Raw genomic sequence first — 26,433 nt, forward strand, 5'->3', positions numbered from 1 at the left:
CGTGATCGCTAAAGATGCGCTTTGGGGCCTTTCTGATTTTCCTGTCTGAATCGATTACGCTTCGTTGTTAGCGACCCGATATGCAGGCACGTCACGATGGCAAGCAAACATGAAGTCAAGCGGTACAGAGCCAATCTTTCCGATGAGCTCCATAGCGCCGCGCTCTATGAAACGCTCGCGAAAGTCGAGAAGGACGACACCCGCAAGCAGGTCTACCGTGATCTAGCGAAGTCGGAGCACGATCATGCGCAACTGTGGGCCGATAAGCTGAGAGCGAATGGCATCCAGCCGAAGGGCACCGGCCAGGCCGTGAAAACGCGCCTGATGAAAGCACTGGTACGCATGTTCGGCGCGAGTTTCGTGCTCCCCACGCTCGCCGCGGCCGAATACACCGACCGTAACAAATACCACGGGCAGCCGGACGCAGGCCGCCTGTCGGCCGACGAGCATCACCACGCGGCGGTAGTCCAGACCCTGGCTCACGGCGGCAACGCGGACCTGTCGCAAGGGGCACGCATCGCCGCAGCGGAGTCGTGGCACAAGGGCGTCTCGTCGGGTAACGATCTGCGCGCGGCCGTGCTCGGGGCGAACGACGGCCTCGTTTCGAACTTCTGCCTGATCATGGGCGTGGCCGGTGCGGGAACCGGCAACAAGGCAATCCTGTTGACGGGGCTCGCCGGCCTGATTGCCGGCGCGTGTTCGATGGCGTTGGGTGAGTGGCTTTCGGTGACCAATGCGCGCGAGTTGGCCAATACCCAGATTGCCAAGGAAGCGGAAGAGCTGGAGATGTCGCCGGAAGCCGAAGAGCACGAACTGACGCTGATCTATCGCGCCAAGGGCCTGGACGTTGCCGAGGCCAAACGGGTGGCATCGCAAATGATGCGTGACAAGGACAAGGCGCTCGATACCTTGACGCGCGAGGAACTTGGTCTCGATCCCGCGGAGTTGGGCGGCAATCCGTGGTCGGCTGCGGGCGTCTCCTTTTGCCTGTTCTCGGTCGGCGCGATTTTTCCCGTGATGCCGTTCCTGTGGACACACGGGCTTAACGCGATCATGCAATGTGTCGTGCTTAGCATGCTTGCGCTCGCCTCTATCGGCGTCTTCACTTCGCTATTCAATGGCCGCAGCGCGGCGTTCTCCGCGCTGCGGCAGATCGTGATCGGTCTCGTTGCCGCGGCGTTTACGTTTGGGGTCGGCAAGCTACTGGGTGTGTCGATCTCGTGACAGGGGGCGTCGCGCCGACCGATACTGGAGAGGCAAGAAAACTGACCTGGGAATGCCGATGCTGATGCCCGCGTCAACGTGGGCGGAAGCGATTATGGAAGCCACTTATATCGCGCCGCCGGGAATCACTGATAATAGGTCCGCGCGTATGGTTTTGTTGTCTCCAGATGAGGCCCGAACCGGCACCTAATAGCCTGGTCGCGCCGTTTCAAATTGGCATCCACGATTGACCGGGGAAGGTAATGGGCTTTTCTGCTGAGGTTGGGGCGCTCGCGCGCCTGTGCTGTATGTACCCGGTGCTGGCCGGCCTCGCGATCTGGTATTTTTCGCGGGCGGACCGTCTGCTGCAGGTGGTCCGCGCCCGTTATTGAGCGTCGATTTCAGACCACCGTCTTATTGGCCATGATCTCGAGCGCGCGGACCATGGCGGAGTGATCCCACGCCTTGCCGCCGTTCGCCGCGCAGACGCTGAACAGTTGCTGCGCGCTTGCCGTGTGCGGCAGGGCGATGCCGAGCTTGCGTGCGCCGTCGAGCGCAAGGTTCAGGTCCTTCTGGTGCAGTTCGATACGGAAACCCGGATCGAACGTACGCTTCGTCATACGCTCACCATGTACTTCGAGAATCCGCGACGAAGCGAAACCGCCCATCAACGCTTTGCGCACGCGCTCCGGATCGGCGCCTGAACTCGACGCGAACAGGAGCGCTTCGGCCACGGCTTCGATGTTCAGTGCGACGATGATCTGGTTCGCAACCTTGCAGGTCTGTCCCGCGCCGTTGTCACCGATGAGCGAAATGTTCTTGCCCATCAGTTCGAACAGCGGCTTGGCCGATTCGAAGGCCTTTTCCGGGCCGCCCACCATGATCGTGAGTGTCGCTTCGCGTGCACCTACTTCACAGCCTGACACCGGCGCGTCGAGATAGTCGCAGCCGAGTGCATTGATTTTCTTCGCGAAGGCTTGCGTCTCGAGCGGTGAGATCGAGCTCATGTCGATCACCAGCTTGCCGTGCGTGAGGCCGGCGGCGACGCCGTCGTCGGCGAACAGCACGTTGGCGACGTCAGGCGTGTCCGGCACCATGATGACGACGATGTCGGCCGCTTGTGCCACGGCTGTCGAGTTGGCGACCACCGTGGCTGTCTTGCCCAGATCTTCCGGCACCGAGTACGCGCCGTTCACGAACAACGAGTGACCGCCCTTGATGAGGTTGCGCGCCATGTGCGCGCCCATGATGCCGAGGCCGATGAAGCCAATCTTCGCCATATTGTTTACTCCTGAATGGGTAATACGATGTGTACTTGTGATGGCTACGTGTCAATAGCGCGGCTTCTTGCGGGTCCAGTCGGGGCGGAATTTACGCATCTGGGCAACGTCGTCGCGCTGCGTGATGCCGCAACGCAGATATTGCTCATGCAGTGCGGCTAGCGCATCGTGATCCAGTTCGACGCCAAGCCCCGGTGCGTCGGTCAGCGTGACGCAGCCGTTCTCGATGGCGATCTTGCCGCCCTTGATGACCTCGTCGTCCTGCCATGGATAGTGTGTGTCACAAGCATAGGTCAGGTTGGGCACGGCCGCAGCCAGATGCGACATGGCCATCAGGCTGATGCCCAGGTGCGAATTGGAGTGCATCGACAGGCCAAGGCCGAACGTCTCGCACATGACCGCAAGCGATTGCGTTGCCCGCAGGCCGCCCCAGTAGTGATGATCCGACAGCAGGATCTGCACGCCATTAAGCGTGACGTTGCGGCGGAATTCCTCCATGTTTGTTACGACCATGTTGGTGGCAAGCGGCAAGCCTGTCGCCTTGTGCAGTTCGGCCATGCCTTCGAGACCGGGTGTGGGATCTTCGTAGTACTCGAGATCGCCTTGCAGTTGCTCCGCCATGCGGATAGCGGTGTCGAGCGACCAGTTCGCATTCGGGTCGATCCGCAGGGGGTGATGGGGGAAAGCCCGCTTGAGGGCCTTCAGGCATTCGACCTCGTGTTCGGGGTCGAGCGCCCCCGCTTTGAGCTTGATGCTGCCGAAGCCGTAGCGGTCGATCATCGTGCGCGCCTGCGCGACGATCTGATCGGTGCTGAGCGCTTCCCCCCAGGTGTCGGGCCGGTACGACGGATCGACGTCGCTCGCGAACTTGAAGAAGAGGTAGGCCGAGAACGGCACCTGCCGGCGCACAGCGCCACCGAGGAGTTCGTGCACGGGAATGCCGAGCGAGCGTGCCTGCAGGTCGAGCAGGGCGACCTCGAAGGCGCCGAAGGTCTTGTGACCGGCCTTGTTCTCCTGTGAGCCGGGCGCCAGGTCCAGTTCGATGGCGGGCGTGCCTGTCTCGCCGTGAGGCACGCTCGACGCCACCTGGCGCCACAGTCCATTCAGGTCGAACGGACTGAGTCCGATGAGGCGGTCTTTGACGCGCAGCAGCGCATCGAGCACGGGCTTGTCACCATAGGTTTCGCTCAGACCGATCAGGCCGTTGTCGGTCTCCACCTCGATGATCGAGCGCAGCGCATACGGCTCGTGAACGCCGCTCGCGTTGAGTAGCGGCGGATCGGAAATGGCTATGGGCGTGACGCGGACGGCGACGATCTTCATCTGCTGCTCCCTTTCAGGTGGTGTGGCGCGGCCTCGGGACGCGCTGTCGGATTGGTGCGGTTTGCGCCGGCGGCGCGGTGCCGACGGAAAGACTGGTTGCCGCGGCGGCGACGCACCGCGTGCCAGGTACTTTGTTCAGAGGGGAAAACGTTATCGTTTATCTTGTTAGATAACGTTTTCCTGAATTTTACACAAACGACGTTGGCAAGCAAGTCATGGATTTTGGCGTGCCGCTCGATCAGGGTGCGAGTCGATCTTCTGAGCGTCTAAAACTCATTTTTACGCAATATTGTCAAATATTCCGATTTAATTTATGAAAAATGCACAATATTAGGCTCGAAAATCTGCGGTTGCCTCGGCGTCTAGGTCAACTTGTTGGGTGCTGTCAATCGTGGTTTGTTCTGGCGCGTTGTGGAGGGAAAACGTTTGACTGAATATCGACATTTGGGGATATTAGTAAAACGTTTTGATCTCCTCGCCCTCCCGTAGCGTGTGACCTCTCTCTTCCCGAATTTCAATGAATACAGCTATGCAAGCGCAATTTGATTTCAGCGACAAGGTGGCGGTAGTGACTGGCGCGAGCGGCGCCATCGGCATGGCCATCGCCCGGTGCTTTCATCAGGCGGGTGCGCATGTTGTCGCGACGGGTCGGCGTGAGGATGCGCTGGCGGCCCTGTCGGCCGAACTGGGCGAGCGCTGCGAGCTGGTTATCGGCGATCTGGCCGGTGCCGCGCACCGGCACGACATCCTTGCCTGCGCCGCGCGCCTCGGCGGGGCGGACCTGCTGATCAACAACGCGGGCATGACGCAGACGAAAATGCCCACGCTCGAAGCGAGCCTTGAGGACTTCGATAGCATCGTAGGCGTCAATCTTCGGGCGACGTGGGCGTTGAGTCTCGATGTGATTCGCGGCTGGATTGCCCGCGGACATAAGGGCGCGATCGTCAATGTGTCGTCGCCGGGTGCGCAGCGCGCGCATCGCAACAACGCGATTTACGATATGACGAAAGGGGGGATGGATGCGCTGACGCGTTGTCTTGCGGTGGATTTTGGTGGTCACGGTATCCGCGTCAATGCAATCGCGCCCGCGCAGATTCCCCATTCGCATGTGCGTGAGGTGAACCCGGCCGCGGCGCGTGGTTTGCCGCTGCCGCGCCATGGCGATCCGGACGAAGCCGCGCTGCCCGTGTTGTTCCTCGCATCCAACGCCGCGTCGTTTATTACCGGGCATGTACTGCCGGTGGACGGCGGCCTGCTCGCCCAGCTTCGCACGCCGGCATGACGCGACGGTGTGACAGGCGAGATGAACCGGCCACCGGAAATCCGTCAATGCCAAACAATTAAAAACTGGAGACGACATGAATCCGGTCGTTACTTCGGTCAGTTCACGGATACCGGGAGCCTCGCCGGTCAGCGCGGGCTTCGGAATTCATCAAGACTGCTAAAAATATCAGGAGAATTTCATGCAGCGCAACCGGTTCAAGGCGCAATTGCTGGCCCGTAAGCAGCAACTCGGCATCTGGAGCATGCTCGCGTCGAGCAATGTCGTAGAAGTGCTGACACAGTCCGAATACGACTGGATTCTCCTTGACACCGAGCACGCGGCCAATGAGGTGCCGATGGTGCAGGAGCAGTTGCGCAGCGTCGCGCAATCGGATGTATCCGCGGTCGTGCGTCCCAGCACGAACGACACCGTCCAGATCAAGCGTCTGCTCGACATCGGCGCGCAGACGTTGCTCGTGCCGATGGTCGACACGCCGGAGGACGCGTTTCGCGCGGCGGCGGCCGTGCGCTATCCGCCGGTGGGTATTCGAGGGGTGTCGTCAGCGACCCGTGCGAACCGCTATGGCCGCGACAGTGACTACCTGCAGCAGGCCAACGACGAGGTGTGCCTGCTCGTGCAACTGGAAACCGTCAAGGCGCTTGCGAATCTGGAGCGGATCGCCGAGGTGGACGGCGTCGACGCGCTCTTCATCGGGCCGTCCGATCTTGCTGCGGCGCTCGGTCATCTCGGTGATTTTCGGCATCCCGAAGTGCAGGCCGCGATCCACGATGCGTCCGCTCGTGCGCACCGGTGCGGCAAACCGATCGGCATCCTGATGCCGGATCCGGTGCTGTCTGCCGAGTATCTGCGCAGCGGCTTCGACTATGTTGCGCTGGCAACCGATATCGGCTTGCTGCGCAATGGCGCGCAAACGATGCTGAAGCAGGCAGCCCGACAGAACTAAGCGCCGCGCCGCGAATGAAAATGGAGAGAGACATTATGACAATCAAGGTAAAGGGCTTGCGCTGGTGGATGATCGGCCTGCTGACGCTGGGCACGATCACCAACTACCTCGCGCGCAGCTCGCTGAGCGTTGCCGCGCCCACCGTCATGGCGCACCTGCATATCGGCACCCAGCAATACGGGTGGATTACGGGCGCGTTCCTGGTCATGTACCCGATCGGGGCGCCGCTCACAGGCTATCTGATGGATCGCGTCGGACTGCGAATGGGCTTTCTGATATGCGGTGTTGCGTGGTCGTTCATCTGCATGGCGCATGGTTTCGCGAGCGGGTGGGTGGGACTGTTTGTGCTGCGCGGCATGCTCGGTCTTGTAGAAGCATCGTTCATCCCTGGCGGCATGCGCGCGGCAGCCTACTGGTTTCCGTCGCACGAGCGCGGCACAGCGGCGGGTGTATTCAATCTCGGCACGTCGACCGGCGCGATCCTTGCCCCGCCGTTGATCGCCTGGTCGATCCTGCACTATAGCTGGCAGGCCGCGTTCATGATCGTTGGCGCGCTCGGTCTTGCCTGGTCGATGCTGTGGCTGGCGCTCTACCGGCATCCGAGCCGGCACCCGGCGTTGACGAAAGAGGAGTCGGTGTATATCGGAGGAGGGGAGGAGTTGGCATTGCGCTCGAGCGACGATCCCAAGCCGTCGCTGCTCGATATCCTGAAGGACCGGAATTTCTGGGGTATTGCCATGCCCCGCTTTTTCGCGGACCCGGTGTGGGGCACGCTGGTGTACTGGATGCCGCTGTATCTCTATCAGGCGCGTGGCTTCAATCTGAAGGCGATCGCCCTGACTGCATGGCTGCCGTTCGTGGCCGCCGATCTTGGTTGCATGGTGGGCGGCCCGTTGTCGGCCTGGCTCAAAAGGCGCTTCGATACACCGATCGTCAATGGCAAGCGAATCGTGTTCACGATGGCCGCCGTGCTGATGATTGGGATGGCCGGTGTTGGCGTGGTAAGCAGCCCTGCGATGGCGATCTTCCTGCTGTGCCTGGGCGGTTTTGCACACCAGACGCTGTCGATTACGGTGATCTCGATGTCGGCGGACCTGTTTCCGCGCCGGGAGGTCGGCACGGTCACGGGGTTGGCGGCGCTCGTCGCAGGGCTTGGCAATTTCACTTTCACGATGACGATGGGCTGGTTCGTGAGCCGGGTGGGGTACACGCCGTTCTTCGTTGCACTTGGCATTGGCGATCTGATCGGCGCCACGTTGCTGTGGACACTGGTAAGGCCGGCACCCGCAGTCCAGCACACGAACGCCGCGCCAGCGGTGAGCCACTGATACGGCCACCCGGCTATGGAGTGCCGCCAGTTGATGGGCGCTGGCAGCACACTCGGCCGGCACTGCAGTACTTAAAGAAGGACTTGGAGACGCCCTTGTCCGTTCTGCCAGTTTGATCGAGCGTCAGATCGAAATCTGACCTGGTCCTCCCCTTTCCTTCCGGGCGCTCATGACGCGGTGCGCATCCCGGTTTGAAGCGTTGTTGAAATATAAAAAATTGACTAATGGTTTGGAGACTAGATGGAACAAACATTCAGATCGATTGCGCTGCCCCGTGGCATGCCGTCAGTCGCATGACCCGTCATTGAATCTTTTAGAATCTAATAAGGAAGAAGTTATGAAGCTAAAGGCTATTGGGAGCCTTGGGTTATGTGCCGCCGGTATGATTTCGTCGGGCGTAATGGCTCAGTCAAGTGTCACCATGTATGGATTGATTGATACTGGTATTGGCTACGTCAGTAATCAAGGGGGGCACTCCAATCTGGAGCTGGTGCAAGGCGTTAAAAATGGCGACCGGCTTGGATTTACGGGAACTGAAGACCTGGGTGGTGGAACCCGCACGATCTTTACATTGGAAGGCGGCTTTAATAGCCTGACTGGCGCGCAAGGGGCAACCGGGTACATGTTCAATCGTCAGGCATTTGTGGGCGTGACGAATGATACTTACGGTAGCCTCACCGTTGGCCGTCAATACACGCCTTACTTTTTTACGGTTGGTGCATTATCGGGACTGGGAGGGGGTAGCACGCTCACGGGTTGGGCGGGCGCGCATCCTGGCGATATCGACGGCGAGGATACGGGACTTAGAATCAATAATTCTGTTCTGTATAAAACGCCCCTTGTAAAAGGTCTTCAGGCCAGCGCAATGTATGCGTTTGGTGGTGTCGCGGGAGACATATCGTCGGATAGCGTCTACGGTGCCGCCTTGCAGTACAGCAATGGCCCGTTTGAAGGCGCGGTGGGTTTCAATAAATTGAATAACGGCGGAAAAAATCTGGTGACAAGCCCGACGTTGGGCAATTTCGCCACCAGCGCGATTAACGGTGGGTATCTCACCGCAGAAAGTGTGCGGATCATCGGTGCTTCAGCCCGCTACACAGTCGGCAAGCTGATGGTTGGCGTGAGCGGATCCAATGTGGCTTATGCTCCAGGTCAATATTCATTGTTTGCAGACAAGGCCATATTCAATACCGCGGCTGTGTTCACCGCTTATAGAGCGAGCACTGCTCTGACTCTGGGCGCGGGGTATGCCTATACGCATGCCAGCGAGTCAAATGGCGTGACAGACTCCGCCAGCTACAAGCAGATTACGTTCGGGGAAATCTACTCACTCTCCGTGCGTACGAGAGTTTATTTTCTCCAGGCTTATCAGCGGGCTAGCGGGCAAACCTTGTATGCGCCGCCGACTTCCGGGGTGCCTTCTGCGCCTGTCATTGAAAATGCGGTGGCGAGTGTTGGTGATGGACAAAATAGCACGCCGTCATCGGGACGTAATCAGTTTACTTTTGTGGCTGCCATCCAGCATACGTTTTGATGTGTCGACATTGACGTAGCTTTGTAAAGCTTCGGAACAAGGGTCAATCAGACTTTATTGTTTGGTGAATTGATTTTTCCTTTCGAAGCTTTTGTTCAATAAGGTTTTCATCGCGGCGCATCATCCTTGTACCTTGTGCTTATTGAGAACCCTGCAGATCGAGAGAACCTGGATTTGTCATATCTTGCGCGTTCGGATGAGTTTAATTTCAAGCGGGCATTCTCGTCGCTTGGCTGCGGGGAGAATGAGTTGCACGAGGTCATGGCGATCGCGCAACGCCATGACATACCCTGCGTGGAGTTGCGTACGCTGGGCGGCATGGTGGATTTGCCGGGCTACTTCGCTGCGCGCTATGCCGTGCCGGAAAAACTCGCGGATCTGATGGAATCGACGTCCGTTCGAATTGTGAGCCTGAGCACCTCATTGCGTCTGATCGGCAATACGGCTGAAAGCCGTGAGGCATTTCTCCGGCATGTCCCTTGGGCGGAAGCCTGCGGCGCGTCGACGTTGCGAGTGTTCGACGGTGGGGCCAGTGGCAGTGCCGACGAAATCGAATCTGCTCGGTCCACGCTGCGCTGGTGGCAGGAACTGCGTGCCGACAACGGCTGGAACGTCGATATCGCAATCGAGACCCACGACGCCTTTGCGATCGAAGAGAGCCTCCTGCGGTTTCTGGACGGTGACGTGCAATGCCAGGTGCTGTGGGATGCCCACCACACCTGGCGCAAGGGCGGCGCAGATCCCGTCCGCACTTGGGCGATAGTGCGCGATAACGTGCGGCATATCCACGTCAAGGATAGCGTCGCCAGCGCACAAAAGCCCGCTGGGTACGCGTATGTCCTTCCGGGGGATGGCGATTTCCCAATGTCCGCTCTGCTTTCCGCGCTACGCGCCGACGGGTACGACGGACTATTGAGCCTGGAATGGGAGCGGCATTGGCATCCCGAGTTGCCGCAGCTTGACGCTGCACTCTCCGCTGCGCGGGAGCGATCGTGGTGGTGAGGCTACCGTAGCGGCGCAGGACTGCACGCTAGGCAAGCTGCAATCGCATCGACAGCGAGACCGATTGCCCGGGGAGTGCCACATGGGTCAGCGGGTCGAGTCCTCCCGCCTGATGTGTGCACGGTTCAATGCACAAAAATCGCTCACCCGCCCGGTAGTGAACGACCAGATACTGTGCCTCGCTGCACGACAAGCTGATTCGTCGACCAGCGTTCGGGTAACCGATCACGGCTTCAGCGCGCGGCGTCTCGCAGAACCAGGTCAGGGTGTCCTCAGGCAACGTACCGTTCTGCAGGCTCAGTCGCAATGGCATGTCGAGTGCCTCGCGAACGGCAGGCAGCCCCGCGCTTGTCGCATCCGCGTGCCAGCGCGCGCTCGCGTTCACGCTGGCCTCGATACCGCTGTCGATTGAAAAATATGGATGAAAGCCCATGCCGACTGGCATGGGCCGGGCTGACTCGTTGAATACGGTTAGCGCGAGATCCATGCCGTCAGCATCCACGCGCACGCGCAGTTCCGATCGGTATGCCCAGGGCCACGCATCGGTTGCCGCGGCACAAAGCGCCATCGTGCAATGCGTGCTGGACGCTTCCACGGCCGACCACGCTTGCCGCAGTCCCCAGCCATGCAGAAAGGCGGGTGCGCAGGGATTGGCTACGCGTATGACCTCGTTGCCCCATTTCAGCGTGTTGCCGTGAAACTTGTTGGTGTACGGCAGCATCGTGAAGCAGCCGGCCCTCGGCCAGCTTGAGAGATTGAAGCTGGCGACTTCAAGCGGTGCGAGATAGTCGAACGGTTTCGCGCCGCCAAGGTGGCGCAGGCGCCCGATACGGGCTCCGAGCGCCGGATACAACTCGGCTTCAATGGGGCCGCTTGCCAGCCTGACCGCCGCGTTTGCCGGCCGGCATGGCGTCCGCGATCCGGCTTCATCATGCGAAGACATTGACATGGGATTTCTCGCGCGACGGAGTGGTTCGACGCGATGTCGCGCTTTCAGGTTGGTTCGCGGCGCGGCGTGGATTCGCGCACGACGAGGCGTGGTTCGAGTAAGGAGTATTCGCTGTCGCTTTTGCCGGCGAGTGCGTCGATCAGTTTGAGCATCGCCAGTTCGCCCATCCTTTCGCTTTGCAGATCGACCGTGGTGAGCGCGGGGGAGGTGTACTCGCCGTAGGGCACGTTGTCGAAACCGGCTATCGACACGTTCTGCGGCAGCTTGAACCCAAGTGCGCGCGCTTCCTTGATGAAGCCGAGCGCGATCAGATCGTTGTAGCAGACCACGGCATCAGGGCGGTTCGGTCCGAGCATGATGGCTGAGCAGGCGCGCTCGCCGGCTTGTGGCGAGGGCGCCGCTGCGTCGTACACGGTTGCACTCAAGCCCTGTTCGTCGAGGCACGCCTGCATCCCGCGAATCCGCTCGCTATTCCAGCGCGCCGGCTCAAAGCCGAGATAGGCGAAGCGCCGGTGGCCCTGATTCAGCAGATGGCGCGTCAGCATGTAGGCCGCAAGATAGCCGTCGGAACCGACGCTCGGGATCGGGAAATTCGGACTGCGGCCGAACAGCACCACGGGCTTGTGCAACTCGAGCATCCACTGCACCGAATCATCGGGCATTCGGGAACTCACGATCATGCCGTCAACCCGTTGTGCGAGCGCTTCAATCAGTGTCCTTTCGCGTTCCTGACTTTCCTCCGTATCGACGAGCAGCAGCGTGTAATCGTTCTGCAGCGCGATCCGGTTCGCCCCCTTCACGATGTTCGTGAAGTGGGGGTTGCGGATATCGAGGATCGCGAGGCCGATGGTGCGCGTCTCGCCCGTAATCATCGAGCGCGCCAGCGGATTCGAGCGATAGCCCAGTGTTTCGATGGCGCTCTTGAGTTTTGCCTCGACCGGGGCGGAAAAGCGTTGCGAGCCATTCGTGTACTTCGACACGGTGGCCACGGAAACACCGGCGGCGGCCGCGACATCGCGGATCGTAGGAGAGGTCTTTTTCATCTGCTTAAGGATAACGTTTTCCAATGCTAGTTGAAAGTCGAGTTGCAGTAAACCGTCGCGATCATCAGGCGTTCAACGGTCGATCGGCGACCATCGGTTCGCTATCGGGTTTTCACTGATAAGCGAGAAAAAGGAAAACGATTGACTGGGGAATTTCCAGTCATTATATTTGGAAAACGTTTTCTGGTCTGGTGCCGTGAACGAACCCTTCTTTGCGATTCGCCCCGGAATGGGCGGACTTCAGAAACCCGAATACACAGGCGAACTGTGAAACGATTTTTAGTTGGGCAAGACCTCGCGCCGTCGGCTCGCCGTCGACAGCTTCTTGGCGGGGTGGCCGCGATCCCGGCCATGTTGATGATGGCGGCGTTGCCTGGCGCAGCGCGCGCACAGGGGGGCAGCGTGAAGGGCGGCTTTGTGCTTTCGTCGGCGATGCGCGCGATACAGATACGCCAACGTGTTTCGTCGGACCTGGCACACACGCTACGGTCGGCAGCGGACGCGGGTTTGGCGCGCGAGTTGCATCCCCGTGCGGTCGTCCACACGCAGGGGTTGCTGCCGCACGAGCAGGACCGCGATGCGAGCGTCCTGTCGCAGGAAGACTGGCGGCAGACGCTCCTCCAGGCATTGGCCTGGTGCATCACGGGTAACCCGGCGTACGAAGCGAAGGCCGTTGCGTATATCGATGTCTGGGTAGCAGGCTATTCGCCCTCGTTCAATCCAATCGATGAAGCCGATCTCGTCGATCTGCTGCTTGGCTTCGACTTCGTGCAGGAACGGTTATCCCCATCGACCCTCGACAGGACGAGGCAGCTTGGTCGCCAGATGGCGATGGGCTATCTGGGCACGAGACGTGTCGGCGATCCAAGCACCGGCCTCAACAACTGGCAAAGCCACCGCATCAAACTGGCGACCGCCGGCGCGTATCTGTCGGGCGACCCCGCTCTGATTGCGGCCGCACGCGAAGGCTTCCTGGCTCATGTGAGCCGCAACATCGGCACGGATGGCCGAACCTACGATTTCAACCAGCGCGACGCGATGCACTATGTCGTCTACGATCTTGAACCGCTGATGATGGCTGCATCGATAGCAGCCGCGCATGGGGACGACTGGTACGGCATGGCGTCGTCGCAGGGTGGGCTCGCCGCCGCGCTGCGTTGGCTCAAGCCGTATGCGGCCGGCGACACCCAGCACGAGGAATTCGTCCACAGTACCGTGCGCTTCGATGCGCGGCGCGCTGCGGCACACGTCGAGGGCTACTCGGGGCAGTGGCAACGCGAGGAGGCGTCGAATCTGTACTGGATCGCCTCGCGCCTCGATCCTCAGTTCACACCCATGGCAAGCGTCATTGCGCAGCCGATGGTCCGCGCGCTGTTTGCCTGACTATCCCGACAGGGAGACGCCACCGAACTGGCTCCCCCGCGCAGTCTTTTTTCCTCCAAACCCCTCCTCACTTGCTCTGGCGCGACACGCCCGGCTGATCGACCCAGTACGCGCAAACCCTTATCCAGAAAGGCTTTGCCCGCCGCCCACCGATGCCCGGGCGGCGGCGGTGTCGCATTTCCACAGGTGGTTGTCGCAAATAGTCGGCTAGGCATACTTTTTTCTGGCAACTATGTATGCACAGCGCGGACGGACGTCCGCCACCGCAGCAACTGTCTTGCATGGGACCGGAGTAAGCGCTAAAGCGCTTACTCCGGTCGACAAAGGAGAGCATTCAATGAATTCCCCCAAGGTCGTGGTCGAAGGGCTGTGCAAGGTGTTCGGCACCAACCCGAAACAGGCGATTGGCATGCTGGCAGGAGGCGCGACGAAAGAGGAAGTGTTCGCGCGCACCGGTCAGATAGTCGGCGTCCACAACGTATCGTTCGAAGTCAAGGAAGGCGAGATCTTCGTGCTGATGGGCCTGTCCGGCTCCGGCAAGTCGACGTTGATTCGCCTGATCAATCGTCTCGTCGAGCCGACGGCCGGCAAAGTACTGATCGATGGCCGCGATGTGGCCAGCGTACCGCGCTCTGAACTTACGGCGCTGCGCCGCAAGGACATGAGCATGGTGTTCCAGTCCTTCGCGCTGATGCCGCAGCGCACGGTGCTGTCCAACGCGGCGTTCGGGCTCGAAGTGGCGGGCATCGGCAAGAAGGAACGCGAGAAGCGCGCCATGACCGTGCTCGAGCAGGTGGGTCTTGCGCCGTTCGCGGATAAGCTGCCGGCCCAGTTGTCCGGCGGCATGCAGCAGCGCGTGGGTCTGGCGCGGGCGCTGGCGGTCAACCCGTCGCTGATGATCATGGACGAGGCGTTTTCCGCGCTCGATCCGCTCAAGCGCAAGGAAATGCAGAACGTGCTGCTCGATCTGCAACGCGAGCAGCAGCGCACCATCCTGTTCGTCTCGCACGATCTCGAAGAGGCCATGCGCATCGGCACGCGGATCGCCATCATGGAGGGCGGCAAGGTCGTGCAGATCGGCACGCCGCAGCAAATCATCACCAATCCCGCCGACGATTACGTGCGTGCGTTCTTCGAAGGCATCGACACCAGCCGTTATCTGACGGCCGGCGACCTGATGCAGACGGACGCTGTGCCGCTCATGCAGCATTCGTCGCAGATCGACGCCTCGAGCGTGGCCGCGACGCTCAACGGCAGCGCCGAATACGCGTTCGTGCTCGACGCCGAGCGCAAGTTTCGCGGCTTCGTGTGCCGCGACGCATTGGGCAGCGCGTCGCCGCAGCTCAATCACATCGAGTGCATCCGCCGTACGACCCCTCTGGACGACGTCGTCGAACGCGTGGTGGCGAGCCGCGCGCCGCTGCCGGTCGTCGAGGCGGACGGCTCCTACTGCGGTTCGGTCAACAAGACGAACGTGCTGAACGTTCTCACACGCCATCGAGGTTCCCATGTCTGAAGTCATTCCACTTGGCGCCTGGGTTGATCACGGCGTTCACTACCTGCTCGACCACGACGCAGCAACGTTCGATTCCATCGGCAAGGTCATCGAGAGCTTTGCCGCGCTGATTGAGCACGGCCTGCAAGCGGTGCCGATGTGGGCGCTGATGGCATTTTTCGTGGGCGTCGGTTTATGGCGGGTGGGCTGGCGTTTCGCGCTGTTCACCTTGCTGGCGATGCTGCTGATCTACGGCACCGGCTTCTGGGACCAGATGGTGATCACGCTCGGCCTCACGCTCTCGTCGACCTTGATCAGCCTGCTGCTCGGTGTGCCGCTCGGCATCTGGACGGCGAAGAGCCGTACCGTCGAAATGATGGTGCGCCCTGTGCTCGACCTGATGCAGACCATGCCCGCATTCGTCTATCTGATTCCGGCGGCCATGCTGTTCGGCCTCGGCCGTGTGCCGGGGATTCTCTCCACGGTGATCTTCGCGATGCCGCCTGCTGTGCGCCTTACGTCGCTCGGCATCAAGCATGTGAATCGCGAAATCGTCGAAGCAGGGCAGGCGTTTGGCTGCACGCCCTTGCAATTGCTCTATAAGGTGCAGTTTCCGAACGCGCTGCCGTCGATCATGACCGGTGTGAACCAGACCATCATGATGGCGCTCTCGATGGTGATCATCGCCTCGATGGTCGGCGCGGGCGGTCTCGGCAACGATGTGCTGGCGAGTATTCAACGGCTCGATATCGGCCTCGGCTTCGAAAGCGGGCTGTCGGTGGTGATGCTGGCGATCATTCTCGACCGCATCACGGAAAGCTTTGGCCGCACGCCGGGCATGGCGCGGGCACCGCTGCTGTCGGGCTTGCGCAGCGTCATGAAGGTGCGCAAGGTGCGCAAGGTGCGCCAGGCGCCGACGGCGCAGCACAGCTGAGTTGCGTATGAAGCGCGACGCGTTTCCCCCTGTCGAGGCGCCTGCCGATTCGCCGCTGTCCGGGCTCGCGCACTTCGGCTTTCTGACGCTGCCGAACTTTTCGATGATCGCGTTCACGAGCGCGGTCGAGGTGCTGCGTATGGCCAACTACGTGGGCCGCGCGCAGCACTACACGTGGTCGGTCATTACACCGGACGGCGAGCCGGCGCGAGCGAGCAACGGTATCACCGTGAAGCCGACTACCACGCTGGCTGCTGCGGGCATGCCGGATGTGCTGATCGTCTGTGCCGGCTGGCACGTGAGCGATTACGTGGACGACACGATCATCGCATTGCTGCAAAACGTTGCGTCGAAAGGCATCCCGCTTGGCGGCATTTGCACCGGACCGTACGCGCTGCTGGCGGCGAACCTGCTTGACGGTTATCGCTGTACCGTGCATTGGGAGGACATGTCGCCGCTGCACAAGCGCTACCCGCACGTGCGTTTCGCCGATGAACTGTTTGTGATCGACCGTGACCGGCTGACTTGCACGGGCGGTACCGCGCCGCTCGATCTGATGCTGAACCTGGTCGGCATGCGCCTTGGTCCTGCAGTCTCGGCGCAAGTGTCCGAGCAATTTATTGTCGAGCGGATTCGCGGTTCGACCGATTACCAGCATATTCCCGTCGACGCGCGGGTCGGTTTCTCGCGTGCGGAGCTGATCGAAGTGGTGCGCCTGATGGAAGCGAATATCGAGGAGCCGTTGTCGCTCGATGAGCTCGCGCGGCTCGTGCATCTGTCGCAACGTCATTTGCAGCGCATGTTCAAGATGTTTCTGAGCGTGTCGCCGACGCACTATTACCTGACACTGCGTTTGCGCCGGGCGCGCGAGCTGTTGCGCAATACGGATGCGTCGATTGCAAGAGTGACGGCCGTGTGTGGTTTTCATTCGCCGTGTCATTTCAGCAAGGCCTATCGCGCGCAGTTCGGACACGCACCGAGCGTCGAGCGGCGTTTATCTGCGTAAAAAAGTCGGCGTGAATGAAGTTGGCGTAAAAAATCGCGCCTCAATAATCCGCTTAATGAAACCAGTCAAGCATCAATCACCCTGAGGGAACGCCATGAAACGTTTGTGGGCTGCGTCGTTGTGCGCGCTGTCGGTCTCGTCTGTCTTTGCCGCGGAACCTGCCACCTGCCGGGACGTCCGGTTTGCCGACGTCGGCTGGACCGATATCGCGGCGACGACCGGTCTCGCCTCGACGGTACTCGAAGGCCTCGGCTATAAGCCGACCAAAACCATCGCCTCGGTGCCGATCACCTTCGCGGGTGTTAAGAGCAAGCAGATCGACGTGTTCCTCGGCTACTGGTCGCCGACCATGGACCCGATGATCGATCCGTTCAGGAAGGCCGGTCAGCTCACCGTGCTGCCCACGCCGAACCTGACCGGAGCGAAATACACGCTGGCCGTGCCGGACTACGCGTACCAGGCGGGCATCAAGAATTTCGCCGACATCGCGAAGAACTACGACAAGCTCGACGGCAAGATTTACGGCATCGAACCGGGTAACGACGGCAATGCGCTGATCAAGAAGATGATCGACAGCAACCAGTACGGCCTTGGCAAGTTCAAGCTGGTGGAGTCGAGTGAGGCGGGCATGCTGGTCGAAGTGAATCGGGCGATTCGCGAGAAGAAGGCGATCGTGTTTCTCGGCTGGGAACCGCATCCGATGAACGTGCAGATGAAGATCGATTATCTGTCCGGCGGCGATGACGTGTTCGGTCCGAACTACGGTGAAGCCAAAGTGATGACGGTCGTGCCGACCGATTACGCGACGCGTTGCCCGAACGTCGCGAAGCTGGTGTCGAATCTGCACTTCACGACCGATATCGAGAATCACGTGATGCTGCCGATCATGGACAAGACCGATCCGAACAAGGCGGCAAAGGATTGGCTGAAGGCGAATCCGGGCGTGCTCGACAAGTGGCTTGCTGGCGTCAAGACCTTTGACGGGAAGGATGGATTGCCGGCGGTGAAGGCTTATGTCGCGGGGCAGTGAGGCTTGAGGGTTTGGGTTTAGCTTTCGCGCCGTTCCGGCGGCGCGAAAGCGAGGTTGAAATCTTTGACCTGTAGTTTCTGCGGGCAAGCTCGGGCAGTAAAACCCGGACAACAACCGTCGGGTTCAGATTGCCTGAGCCCGCCCGGGGAACGTTTCGTCATACCCCGAGCCGTCATCCACTTCCGCCGCCGTACCACGTTGGTCACGGTACATCATCGGCGGCAAGCCGAACTGTTTGCGGAACTCGCGGCTGAGATGCGACGCATCCGAAAAACCGCAGCTTGACGCGATGTCCGCCACTGTTTTATCCGAACTCGTCAGCAGCCACGCAGCGGTGCGCAACCGCACCTGCTTCGCGTAGGCCTGCGGCGCCTTGCCGGTTTCCGCCTTGAAGAGCCGCTCGAGCTGGCGCGGTGACAGATCGAGCTTGCCCGCCAGTTCATCGAGCGACAGTGAACGCCCCACATGCTGTTCCATCAGCAGAATCGCGCGCTTGACCTTCGGATGCGCCGCGGGCGCCAACCCGGGTGGATGCGGCTGCGGCGCATTTCCCTTCTGCATATCGTCGACCAGCAGAATTCGCAGCGCTTTTTGCACCGTGGCCGTTTCAAAGTGGCGCAGCAGAATCGCGGCCGCCACGTCGATCGATGCTCGCCCACCGGAACACGTAATGCGCCGGCGGTCGATCACGAACAGCCGGTCCGCCACCAGCGTCTCCTCATTGACCGACGGAAAGCGCTCGATGAAATCCCAGTAGTGAAACCAGCTCACGCAGATGCGGTGGCCTTCCAGCACGCCCGCGCGCATCAGCGAAAACACGCCGGTGCACATGCCGACCAGCGTTGCATCGGTGGCGGCAGCGCGGCGGATAAAGGCCAGCGTCGCTTCGTTCGCGGCCGGCCCGGAATGCAGCAGGCCGCCCACCACGACGACGTAATCGAACGGTTCGGCCTTCTCGAAGGTTTCCCACGGTGTGATCTGGATGCCGCAACTCGCGCGCACCGGAGCGAGGGTTTCCCCTATCACGCTCCACGAACAGCGCACAGGCTTGCTGAAATCGCCTTCATCCGCGGACAGGCGCAGCAGGTCGACGAATCCCGAGAACGCCGTCAGCGTGAAGTTCGGCAGCAGGATGATGCCGAAGCGGATGCGCTGCTTCGAAGGGCCGTCGATCGATTGAAGGGAACGCGGTTCAGCGGAATTCATGCATGCAGCCAGCAAGGAAAAGGGTTAATTCAAGCATAGCATCGGGGATAGGCGACGCTGCATCGGGTCAATGAGCGGGCCAATGAGCGGGCCATTCATTGGGGCCGTTTCAGCACAGCCCCAGCATCGCCAGCCGCAACCTCCGCGCCTGTCGAAAATGCGTCAGAAGTCATCGCAAATCCGTCGCAGCGCTTGGCGCGCGGCCCTCTTGACGCCACCATCCCACTGTCATGCCGTTTTTATTCTATCGGTCGAAATTGACGTGCGGTGCAATAGGGGCTAGTTCAAGCCAACCCCGGCAACCCAAGTATCGCAACGTATAAGGCACGCCATGAACGTCAGCGTCTTCGATCTGTTCAAGATCGGCATCGGTCCCTCCAGTTCGCACACGGTCGGGCCGATGATCGCTGCATGCCGATTCGCTTCGCATATCGAAGACGCCAATCTGCTGGGCTTCGTGCGCCGCGTCAAGGTCGAACTGTTTGGCTCGCTCGGCGCGACCGGCAAAGGGCATGGCACGGACAAGGCGGTGCTGCTCGGCCTTGAAGGCAATCTGCCCGATCTGATCGACCCGGACGTGATCGAACCGCGCCTGCAGGCGATCCGCGAAACGAAACAACTGGTGCTGCTCGGCAAACACCCGGTCAAATTCGACGAGCGCGAACACCTCGGCTTCTTCCGCAAGCTGATGCCGGGCGCACCGGGCTCGAGCATTGTGCATCCGAACGGTATGCGTTTTCAGGCTTTCGACGAAAACGGCCAACTGCTGGTGGAGAAAGAGTATTACTCGGTCGGCGGCGGCTTCGTGATCAATCGCGAAGGCGACCGCGTCAATGGCCTGCGCGCCAGCGCGGAAGTGCCGTATCCGTTTCGCACCGGTGACGATCTGATGCGTGTCTGCCGCGAAACGGGGTTGTCGATCGCAGAGGTGACGTTGCGCAACGAATGCGCGTCGCGCCCCGAACAGGACGTGCGTGAAGGGCTGCTGGCGATCTGGCGCGTCATGTCCGCCTGCGTGGAACGTGGCTGCAAGGTACGTGGCGAGTTGCCCGGCCCGATGCACGTGAAGCGCCGCGCAGCCGACCTGTGCGCGCAATTGCGTTCGCACTCGGAGGAGTCGCTGCGCGATCCGCTGTCGATGCTCGACTGGGTCAATCTCTACGCCATGGCTGTGAACGAAGAAAACGCAGCGGGTGGGCGCGTCGTCACGGCGCCGACCAACGGCGCGGCCGGCGTGATTCCCGCAGTGCTGCATTACTACGTGAAGTTCATGCATGCGTCGAACGACGAGGGCATCGTCACCTTCCTGCTGACGGCTGCCGCGATCGGCATCATCTACAAGGAAACCGCCTCGATCTCAGGCGCCGAAGTGGGCTGCCAGGGTGAGGTGGGCGTGGCGTGCTCGATGGCCGCGGCGGCGCTCGCCGCCGTGATGGGCGGCACGCCGACGCAAGTGGAAAACGCCGCCGAAATCGGCATGGAACACAACCTTGGCATGACCTGCGACCCGGTTGGCGGCCTCGTGCAGATTCCCTGCATCGAACGTAACGCGATGGGGGCGATCAAGGCGCTGAACGCCGCGCGCATGGCGATGAAGGGCGACGGCCAGCACTACGTGTCGCTCGACAATGTGATCAAGACGATGCGCGAGACCGGCGCGGACATGAAGACCAAATACAAGGAGACGTCGCGCGGTGGACTTGCCGTGAACGTCATCGAGTGTTGAATTGAACGAGTCAGGAATCAAAGAGTAACAACAGGACCCAAAGGACCAACGATGAGCCGCTATTCGATATTCAGCCTGTTGCGCAACGGGATGTCGTATCACGAGAACTGGGAGCGTCAGTGGAAGAGCCCGGAGCCCAAGCGTGAATACGACGTCGTGATCGTCGGCGGCGGCGGGCATGGTCTCGCCACTGCCTATTACCTCGCGAAAGAGCATGGCGTGCGCAATATCGCCGTGCTGGAGAAAGGCTGGATTGGTGGCGGCAATACCGCGCGCAATACGACCATCGTGCGCTCGAACTATCTGTGGGACGAGTCGGCCGCGCTGTATGAAAAGGCGATGAAGTTGTGGGAAGGTCTGTCGCAAGACCTCAACTACAACGTGATGTTCAGCCAGCGTGGCGTGATGAACCTCGCGCACACGCTGCAGGATGTGCGCGACACCGAGCGTCGCGTGAATGCCAACCGGCTGAATGGCGTGGATGCCGAATTCCTCACGCCTGAGCAGATCAAGGAAATCGAGCCGACCATCAATCTGAATAGCCGCTATCCGGTGCTTGGTGCGTCGATCCAGCGGCGCGGCGGCGTGGCGCGCCACGATGCAGTGGCGTGGGGCTTCGCACGCGGGGCGGATCAACATGGTGTCGATATCATCCAGAACTGCCAGGTCACGGGGATTCGCCGCGACGGCAGCCAGGTCGTCGGCGTGGATACTACCAAGGGTTTCATCAAGGCGAAGAAGGTTGCGGTGGTGGCGGCGGGGAATACGTCGACACTTGCCGATATGGCCGGCATCCGCCTGCCTTTGGAGAGCCATCCTTTGCAGGCTTTGGTCTCGGAGCCGATCAAACCGGTCGTCAACACGGTGGTGATGTCGAACGCGGTGCATGCGTACATCAGCCAGTCCGACAAGGGCGATCTGGTGATCGGCGCGGGGGTCGATCAGTACACGGGCTTCGGTCAGCGCGGCAGTTTTCAGATCATCGAAGGCACGCTTGAAGCGATCGTCGAGATGTTCCCGGTGTTCTCGCGTGTGCGGATGAACCGCCAGTGGGGTGGCATCGTGGATGTGTCGCCGGATGCGTGCCCGATCATCAGCAAGACCGACGTCAAGGGGCTTTACTTCAACTGCGGCTGGGGCACGGGCGGCTTCAAGGCGACGCCAGGTTCGGGGTGGGCCTACGCGCACACGATCGCGAAAGACGAGCCGCATCCGTTGAACGCGCCGTTTTCGCTGGACCGTTTCTACACCGGTCACCTGATCGACGAACACGGCGCCGCCGCTGTTGCCCACTAACACTGACGGATTGGAGTAGAACCAGATGCTGCTGATCGAATGCCCATGGTGCGGGCCACGCGCCGAAACCGAATTTTCTTGCGGCGGCGAAGCGGACATTGCCCGTCCGCTCGATACAGACAAGCTCACCGACAAGGAATGGGGCGACTACCTGTTCATGCGCAAGAATCCGCGCGGCGTGCATCGTGAGCAATGGATGCACACCCAAGGATGCCGCCGCTGGTTCAAGGCGCAGCGCGACACGGTGAGCTACGAGATTCAGGGCTACGAGACCTTCGAACGCCCGCTGCTCACGATGGACAGCAATGAAGTTAAGGCACAAGACAAGGCACAAGAGGGCAAGGCACCATGAGCCAGAAAGACCGACTCCCCAGCGGCGGGCGCATCAACCGCGCGATCGTACTGAACTTCACGTTCAACGGCCGCAAGTATCAGGGCTATCAGGGCGACACGCTCGCATCCGCGCTGCTCGCGAACGGTGAGCACTTCGTGGCGCGTAGCTGGAAGTACCACCGGCCGCGCGGCATCGTGACGGCGGGGGTGGAAGAGCCGAATGCGATCGTGCAACTTGAAACCGGTGCGTACACGGTGCCGAACGCGCGTGCGACTGAAGTGGAGTTGTATCAGGGACTCGTCGCGACCAGCGTGAACGCGCAGCCGAGCATCGAGAAAGACCGCATGGCGATCAACCAGAAGTTCGCGCGCTTCATTCCGGCTGGCTTCTACTACAAGACCTTCATGTGGCCGCGCAAGTTCTGGCCGAAGTATGAAGAGGTGATCCGCGATGCGGCCGGCCTCGGCAAGGCCCCCGAGCAAACCGACGCGGATCGCTACGACAAGTGCTTTGCGCATTGCGACGTGCTGGTGGTCGGCGGTGGGCCCACGGGTCTGGCGGCCGCGCATGCGGCGGCGTTGTCCGGCGCCCGCGTGACGCTGATCGACGATCAGCCGGAACTCGGCGGCTCGTTGCTGTCGTGCCGCGCGGAGATCGACGGCAAACCGGCGCTGCAATGGGTCCACAAGATCGAAGACGAGCTGCGGCAGATGCCCGATGTGAAGATCCTGTGCCGCAGCACGGCGTTCGGTTACCAGGACCATAACCTCATCACCGTCACGCAGCGGCTCACCGAGCATCTGCCGGTGTCGCAGAGAAAGGGCACGCGCGAGCTGATGTGGAAGATCCGCGCCAAACGCGTGATTCTCGCAACGGGCGCGCATGAGCGGCCGATCGTGTTCGGTAACAACGATCTGCCGGGCGTGATGCTGGCCTCGGCGGTGTCGACGTACCTGCATCGCTATGCCGTGCTGCCGGGACGCAATGCTGTGGTGTTCACGAACAACGACGACGGTTATCAATGCGCGCTCGATCTGAAAGCGGCCGGTGCCCAGGTGACGGTCGTCGATCCGCGTGCGAGTGAATCGAAGGGCACGCTGCCCGCGCTCGCACGGCGCTACGGCGTCAAAGTGAAGAACGGCGTGGCGGTGACAGCGGCGCACGGCAAGTTGCGGGTGGCATCCGTCGATGTGGCGTCGTATTCGAACGGACAGGTCGGTGCGAAGCAGAGCGCGCTGCCCTGCGATCTGCTCGCGATGTCCGGCGGCTGGAGCCCGGTGCTGCACCTGTTCGCGCAGTCGGGCGGCAAGGCGCATTGGCACGACGACAAGGCCTGTTTCGTGCCGGGCAAGGCGATGCAGGCGGAGACGAGCATCGGCGCGTGTGCCGGCGACTTCACGCTGGGACAGGGCATTCGCTTCGCCGTCGACGCAGGTGTCGAGGCGGCGCGTGCCGCTGGCCATATCGTTGCGCGGCCGAATCAGGTGCAGGTGGCTGAGATCACTGAAGCGAAGATGCAACCGCTGTGGCTCGTCGGCGGGCGCGAACTCGCGACGCGCGGGCCGAAGCAGTTCGTCGACTTCCAGAACGACGTGTCGGCGGCGGATATTTTCCTGGCGGCGCGCGAAGGCTTCGAATCCGTCGAGCACGTGAAGCGCTATACGGCGATGGGTTTCGGCACCGATCAGGGCAAGCTCGGCAACATCAACGGCATGGCGATTCTCGCGCAGGCGCTTGGCAAGACGATTCCCGAAACCGGCACGACGACCTTCCGTCCGAACTACACGCCCGTTACGTTCGGCACGTTTGCAGGCCGCGAGCTGGGCGAGTTTCTCGATCCGGTGCGCAAGACAGCGGTGCACGAATGGCACGTAGAAAACGGTGCGGCGTTCGAGGACGTCGGCAACTGGAAGCGCCCTTGGTACTTCGCGAAAGCGGGCGAGGACATGCATGCCGCGGTGGCGCGTGAGTCGCTGGCGGTGCGCACGAGCGTCGGTATTCTCGACGCCTCGACGCTCGGCAAGATCGATATCCAGGGCCCCGATTCGGCGAAGCTGCTGAATTGGGTGTACACCAATCCGTGGAGCAAGCTGGAAGTCGGCAAATGCCGTTATGGCCTGATGCTCGACGAAAACGGCATGATCTTCGACGACGGCGTGACCGTGCGTCTCGCCGACCAGCACTACATGATGACGACTACCACCGGCGGCGCGGCACGCGTGCTCACGTGGCTCGAACGCTGGCTGCAAACCGAGTGGCCGGACATGCGCGTGCGGCTTGCTTCCGTGACGGACCATTGGGCGACCTTCGCGGTGGTCGGTCCGAACAGCCGCAAGGTCTTGCAGAAGATCTGCCAGGACATCGACTTTGCGAATGCGGCGTTCCCGTTCATGAGCTATCGTGAAGGCACGGTGGCGGGCGCGGCGTCGCGTGTGATGCGGATCAGCTTCTCGGGCGAACTGGCTTATGAAGTGAACGTGCCCGCGAACGTCGGACGCGCGGTGTGGGAAGCGCTGATGGCCGCCGGCGCGGAGTTCGACATCACGCCGTACGGCACGGAAACCATGCACGTGCTGCGTGCGGAGAAGGGCTACATCATCGTCGGGCAGGATACGGACGGCTCGATGACGCCGTATGACCTCGGCATGGGCGGACTGGTCGCGAAGTCAAAAGACTTTCTCGGCAAGCGTTCATTGACGCGAACGGACACGGCGAAGGCGGGGCGTAAGCAACTGGTCGGGCTGCTCCCGGACGATCCCTCGTTCGTGATCCCCGAAGGCTCGCAGATCGTCGCCGGTCCTTTCCAGGGCGATACCGCACCGATGCTGGGCCACGTCACGTCGAGCTACTACAGCCCGATCCTGAAACGGTCGATCGCCATGGCGGTGGTGAAGGGCGGTCTCGACAAGATCGGCGAAACGGTCACGATTCCGCTCGCGAGCGGCAAGCAGATTGCAGCCAAAGTCACCAGTTCGGTGTTCTACGACAGCGAAGGAGCACGTCAACATGTGGAATGAAGCAAGAGGGACGGTGTCGGCGGTGGATCGCGCTGTCGGCAAGCAAACGGGCGTGTGGCAGGAGTCGCCGCTGGTGGGGACCGACGCGCTGCTGAAGAAGCATCAGGCGACGGCGTCGGCGGCGTTCCGGTTGAGCGAGCGGCCGTTTCTGGAACTGGTGAACGTGCGTGGTGACACGCGCGACGCAGCGTTCATGCAAGCGGTGGAGGGCGTGATCGGCTGCCGGCTGCCGGAGAAAGCGAACACCGTCGCCCGCGGCAATGGCTACGACATGCTGTGGCTCGGTCCCGATGAGTGGCTGGTTCGCTCGGCCATGGCGCACGACGCGGCCCGCACCGCACCGCTGCAGGCGAAGTTCGGTGCGGCATTTGCGGGTGTGTTCGCGTCGGCGGTGGATATCGGCAGCGGTTATACGGTGCTGGAAATCAGCGGGACACGTACGCGTGAAGTGCTGGCGCGCGGTTGCCCGCTCGATCTGCACCCGAAGTTGTTCGGTGAAGGGCAGTGCGCGCAGACTCACTATTTCAAGGCGTCGATGACGCTGTTGCCCACCGGCGCGGACAGTTTCGATATCGTCGTGCGCCGCAGCTTTGCGGACTACTTCGTCAAAATCATGCTCGATGCGGCCGAGCCGCTGATGTCGTGAAGCGCGGCGAGCGGTGTCTGGCTCAGGCGCCGCTCGTGGCTTTCCCGTTGGCAGACTGACATGACGTCGACACGTCTCGCCACTTCGCGTCTTACCGAGCGCGCGTGCCAACACGGCGATGCCCATGCCGCGCTCGCGCTGCTCGATCAGAGCATCGTGTTGCGGCATCGGCGCATCGCGCTGATCCGCTATCTCCTCGCGCAGCAGTTAGGCGCACCGCTGCAGCCGCGGCATCACGAATACGTTGAGAAAATCGCCGCCAGGTTGAGTGCGGATGCGCTCGCGCGTATCGCCGGCGCCGCGCGGGCGCGGCTTCGCCCATAAGGGTCGATTTCGTGCATGCACCGCTTCGGCCACGAAGCGCTGTTTCGCCTGCTGTTTCGCCCGCTGTTTCTCCATTACACGGCTTCGACACGAAAGTGCGCCTTTCGCGCGTATGCATGCGCGCGAAAGACAGGAACGACGCCCCC

23 protein-coding genes are annotated in these 26,433 nt (G+C 61.3%); 18 read left to right on the top strand and 5 right to left on the bottom strand.

What is annotated here, in order from left to right; translation table 11 throughout:
* Positions 1-96: 96 nt before the first annotated feature.
* Both PQQ96_RS05575 and PQQ96_RS05580 read left to right on the top strand, forming a co-directional pair.
* Positions 97-1,224 carry a VIT1/CCC1 transporter family protein gene (locus tag PQQ96_RS05575; RefSeq protein WP_408289827.1) on the top strand — a complete coding sequence of 376 codons (1,128 nt, stop codon included), beginning with the start codon at positions 97-99 and terminating at the stop codon, positions 1,222-1,224.
* Between the two features lie 242 nt (positions 1,225-1,466).
* The gene (locus PQQ96_RS05580) at positions 1,467-1,595 is read left to right on the top strand and encodes a hypothetical protein (RefSeq protein ID WP_408289828.1); all 129 of its coding nucleotides are present in this window, start codon (positions 1,467-1,469) and stop codon (positions 1,593-1,595) included.
* A gap of 9 nt (positions 1,596-1,604) precedes the next feature.
* On the opposite strand, the gene PQQ96_RS05585 is transcribed toward PQQ96_RS05580, so the two are convergent.
* Both PQQ96_RS05585 and PQQ96_RS05590 read right to left on the bottom strand, forming a co-directional pair.
* Positions 1,605-2,483, bottom strand: a complete 879-nt coding sequence (locus PQQ96_RS05585) for a 2-hydroxy-3-oxopropionate reductase (protein WP_408289830.1) — start codon at positions 2,481-2,483, stop codon at positions 1,605-1,607.
* A gap of 51 nt (positions 2,484-2,534) precedes the next feature.
* On the bottom strand, positions 2,535-3,806 hold the full coding sequence (locus tag PQQ96_RS05590) for a glucarate dehydratase family protein (protein ID WP_408289832.1): 1,272 nt from the start codon (positions 3,804-3,806) through the stop codon (positions 2,535-2,537).
* 529 nt (positions 3,807-4,335) lie between these two features.
* On the opposite strand from PQQ96_RS05590, the gene PQQ96_RS05595 reads away from it, so the two are divergent.
* From PQQ96_RS05595 to PQQ96_RS05615, 5 genes are all read left to right on the top strand, one after another.
* Positions 4,336-5,088 carry an SDR family NAD(P)-dependent oxidoreductase gene (locus tag PQQ96_RS05595; RefSeq protein ID WP_408289834.1) on the top strand — a complete coding sequence of 251 codons (753 nt, stop codon included), beginning with the start codon at positions 4,336-4,338 and terminating at the stop codon, positions 5,086-5,088.
* Positions 5,089-5,269: 181 nt separating this feature from the next.
* Positions 5,270-6,034 (top strand): HpcH/HpaI aldolase family protein, encoded by a 765-nt coding sequence (locus PQQ96_RS05600; RefSeq protein ID WP_408289836.1) that lies wholly within the window; start codon positions 5,270-5,272, stop codon positions 6,032-6,034.
* A gap of 35 nt (positions 6,035-6,069) precedes the next feature.
* Complete coding sequence (locus PQQ96_RS05605) at positions 6,070-7,362, top strand: MFS transporter (RefSeq protein ID WP_408289837.1); 1,293 nt, start codon at positions 6,070-6,072, stop codon at positions 7,360-7,362.
* Positions 7,363-7,699: 337 nt separating this feature from the next.
* Positions 7,700-8,896 carry a porin gene (locus PQQ96_RS05610; protein WP_408289839.1) on the top strand — a complete coding sequence of 399 codons (1,197 nt, stop codon included), beginning with the start codon at positions 7,700-7,702 and terminating at the stop codon, positions 8,894-8,896.
* 135 nt (positions 8,897-9,031) lie between these two features.
* Entirely contained in the window at positions 9,032-9,898 is an 867-nt protein-coding gene (locus tag PQQ96_RS05615; protein ID WP_408290028.1) for a sugar phosphate isomerase/epimerase family protein, read from the top strand.
* A gap of 28 nt (positions 9,899-9,926) precedes the next feature.
* Here PQQ96_RS05615 and PQQ96_RS05620 read toward each other — a convergent pair whose 3' ends face one another.
* Both PQQ96_RS05620 and PQQ96_RS05625 read right to left on the bottom strand, forming a co-directional pair.
* Complete coding sequence (locus PQQ96_RS05620) at positions 9,927-10,847, bottom strand: aldose epimerase family protein (protein WP_408289841.1); 921 nt, start codon at positions 10,845-10,847, stop codon at positions 9,927-9,929.
* A 44-nt stretch (positions 10,848-10,891) separates the two neighbouring features.
* Positions 10,892-11,890 (bottom strand): LacI family DNA-binding transcriptional regulator, encoded by a 999-nt coding sequence (locus PQQ96_RS05625; protein ID WP_408289843.1) that lies wholly within the window; start codon positions 11,888-11,890, stop codon positions 10,892-10,894.
* A 267-nt stretch (positions 11,891-12,157) separates the two neighbouring features.
* Here PQQ96_RS05625 and PQQ96_RS05630 point away from each other — a divergent pair, with 267 nt between their 5' ends.
* The 5 genes from PQQ96_RS05630 (at position 12,158) to PQQ96_RS05650 (ending at position 17,738) form a co-directional block, all read left to right on the top strand.
* A complete protein-coding gene (locus PQQ96_RS05630) occupies positions 12,158-13,273 on the top strand; it encodes an alginate lyase family protein (RefSeq protein WP_408289844.1) in 1,116 nt (371 codons plus the stop codon).
* 337 nt (positions 13,274-13,610) lie between these two features.
* Positions 13,611-14,789, top strand: a complete 1,179-nt coding sequence (locus PQQ96_RS05635) for a quaternary amine ABC transporter ATP-binding protein (RefSeq protein WP_408289846.1) — start codon at positions 13,611-13,613, stop codon at positions 14,787-14,789.
* The gene (gene choW / locus PQQ96_RS05640; RefSeq protein WP_408289848.1) at positions 14,782-15,702 is read left to right on the top strand and encodes a choline ABC transporter permease subunit; all 921 of its coding nucleotides are present in this window, start codon (positions 14,782-14,784) and stop codon (positions 15,700-15,702) included. Before PQQ96_RS05635 ends, choW begins: the two co-directional genes overlap by 8 nt.
* 7 nt (positions 15,703-15,709) lie before the next feature.
* Positions 15,710-16,708 carry a GlxA family transcriptional regulator gene (locus PQQ96_RS05645; protein ID WP_408289850.1) on the top strand — a complete coding sequence of 333 codons (999 nt, stop codon included), beginning with the start codon at positions 15,710-15,712 and terminating at the stop codon, positions 16,706-16,708.
* A 94-nt stretch (positions 16,709-16,802) separates the two neighbouring features.
* The gene (locus tag PQQ96_RS05650; protein WP_408289852.1) at positions 16,803-17,738 is read left to right on the top strand and encodes a choline ABC transporter substrate-binding protein; all 936 of its coding nucleotides are present in this window, start codon (positions 16,803-16,805) and stop codon (positions 17,736-17,738) included.
* A gap of 123 nt (positions 17,739-17,861) precedes the next feature.
* Here the strand turns inward: PQQ96_RS05650 and PQQ96_RS05655 are convergent, their stop codons facing one another.
* Complete coding sequence (locus PQQ96_RS05655; protein WP_408289854.1) at positions 17,862-18,944, bottom strand: GlxA family transcriptional regulator; 1,083 nt, start codon at positions 18,942-18,944, stop codon at positions 17,862-17,864.
* Between the two features lie 331 nt (positions 18,945-19,275).
* Between PQQ96_RS05655 and PQQ96_RS05660 the strand changes: the two genes are divergently transcribed.
* The 6 genes from PQQ96_RS05660 to PQQ96_RS05685 are packed head-to-tail and all read left to right on the top strand — an operon-like array spanning position 19,276 to position 26,287.
* A complete protein-coding gene (locus PQQ96_RS05660; protein WP_408289856.1) occupies positions 19,276-20,670 on the top strand; it encodes an L-serine ammonia-lyase in 1,395 nt (464 codons plus the stop codon).
* A gap of 51 nt (positions 20,671-20,721) precedes the next feature.
* The gene (locus PQQ96_RS05665; protein ID WP_408289858.1) at positions 20,722-21,966 is read left to right on the top strand and encodes a sarcosine oxidase subunit beta family protein; all 1,245 of its coding nucleotides are present in this window, start codon (positions 20,722-20,724) and stop codon (positions 21,964-21,966) included.
* Between the two features lie 25 nt (positions 21,967-21,991).
* The gene (locus PQQ96_RS05670) at positions 21,992-22,318 is read left to right on the top strand and encodes a sarcosine oxidase subunit delta (RefSeq protein ID WP_408289860.1); all 327 of its coding nucleotides are present in this window, start codon (positions 21,992-21,994) and stop codon (positions 22,316-22,318) included.
* On the top strand, positions 22,315-25,317 hold the full coding sequence (locus PQQ96_RS05675; protein ID WP_408289862.1) for a sarcosine oxidase subunit alpha family protein: 3,003 nt from the start codon (positions 22,315-22,317) through the stop codon (positions 25,315-25,317). Before PQQ96_RS05670 ends, PQQ96_RS05675 begins: the two co-directional genes overlap by 4 nt.
* On the top strand, positions 25,307-25,963 hold the full coding sequence (locus tag PQQ96_RS05680; RefSeq protein WP_408289864.1) for a sarcosine oxidase subunit gamma: 657 nt from the start codon (positions 25,307-25,309) through the stop codon (positions 25,961-25,963). Before PQQ96_RS05675 ends, PQQ96_RS05680 begins: the two co-directional genes overlap by 11 nt.
* Before the next feature lie 60 nt (positions 25,964-26,023).
* Entirely contained in the window at positions 26,024-26,287 is a 264-nt protein-coding gene (locus PQQ96_RS05685; protein ID WP_408289866.1) for a hypothetical protein, read from the top strand.
* Positions 26,288-26,433: the final 146 nt, after the last annotated feature.

The organism is Paraburkholderia sediminicola (assembly GCF_046027825.1).
In the GTDB taxonomy this organism is placed as follows: domain Bacteria; phylum Pseudomonadota; class Gammaproteobacteria; order Burkholderiales; family Burkholderiaceae; genus Paraburkholderia; species Paraburkholderia sediminicola_D.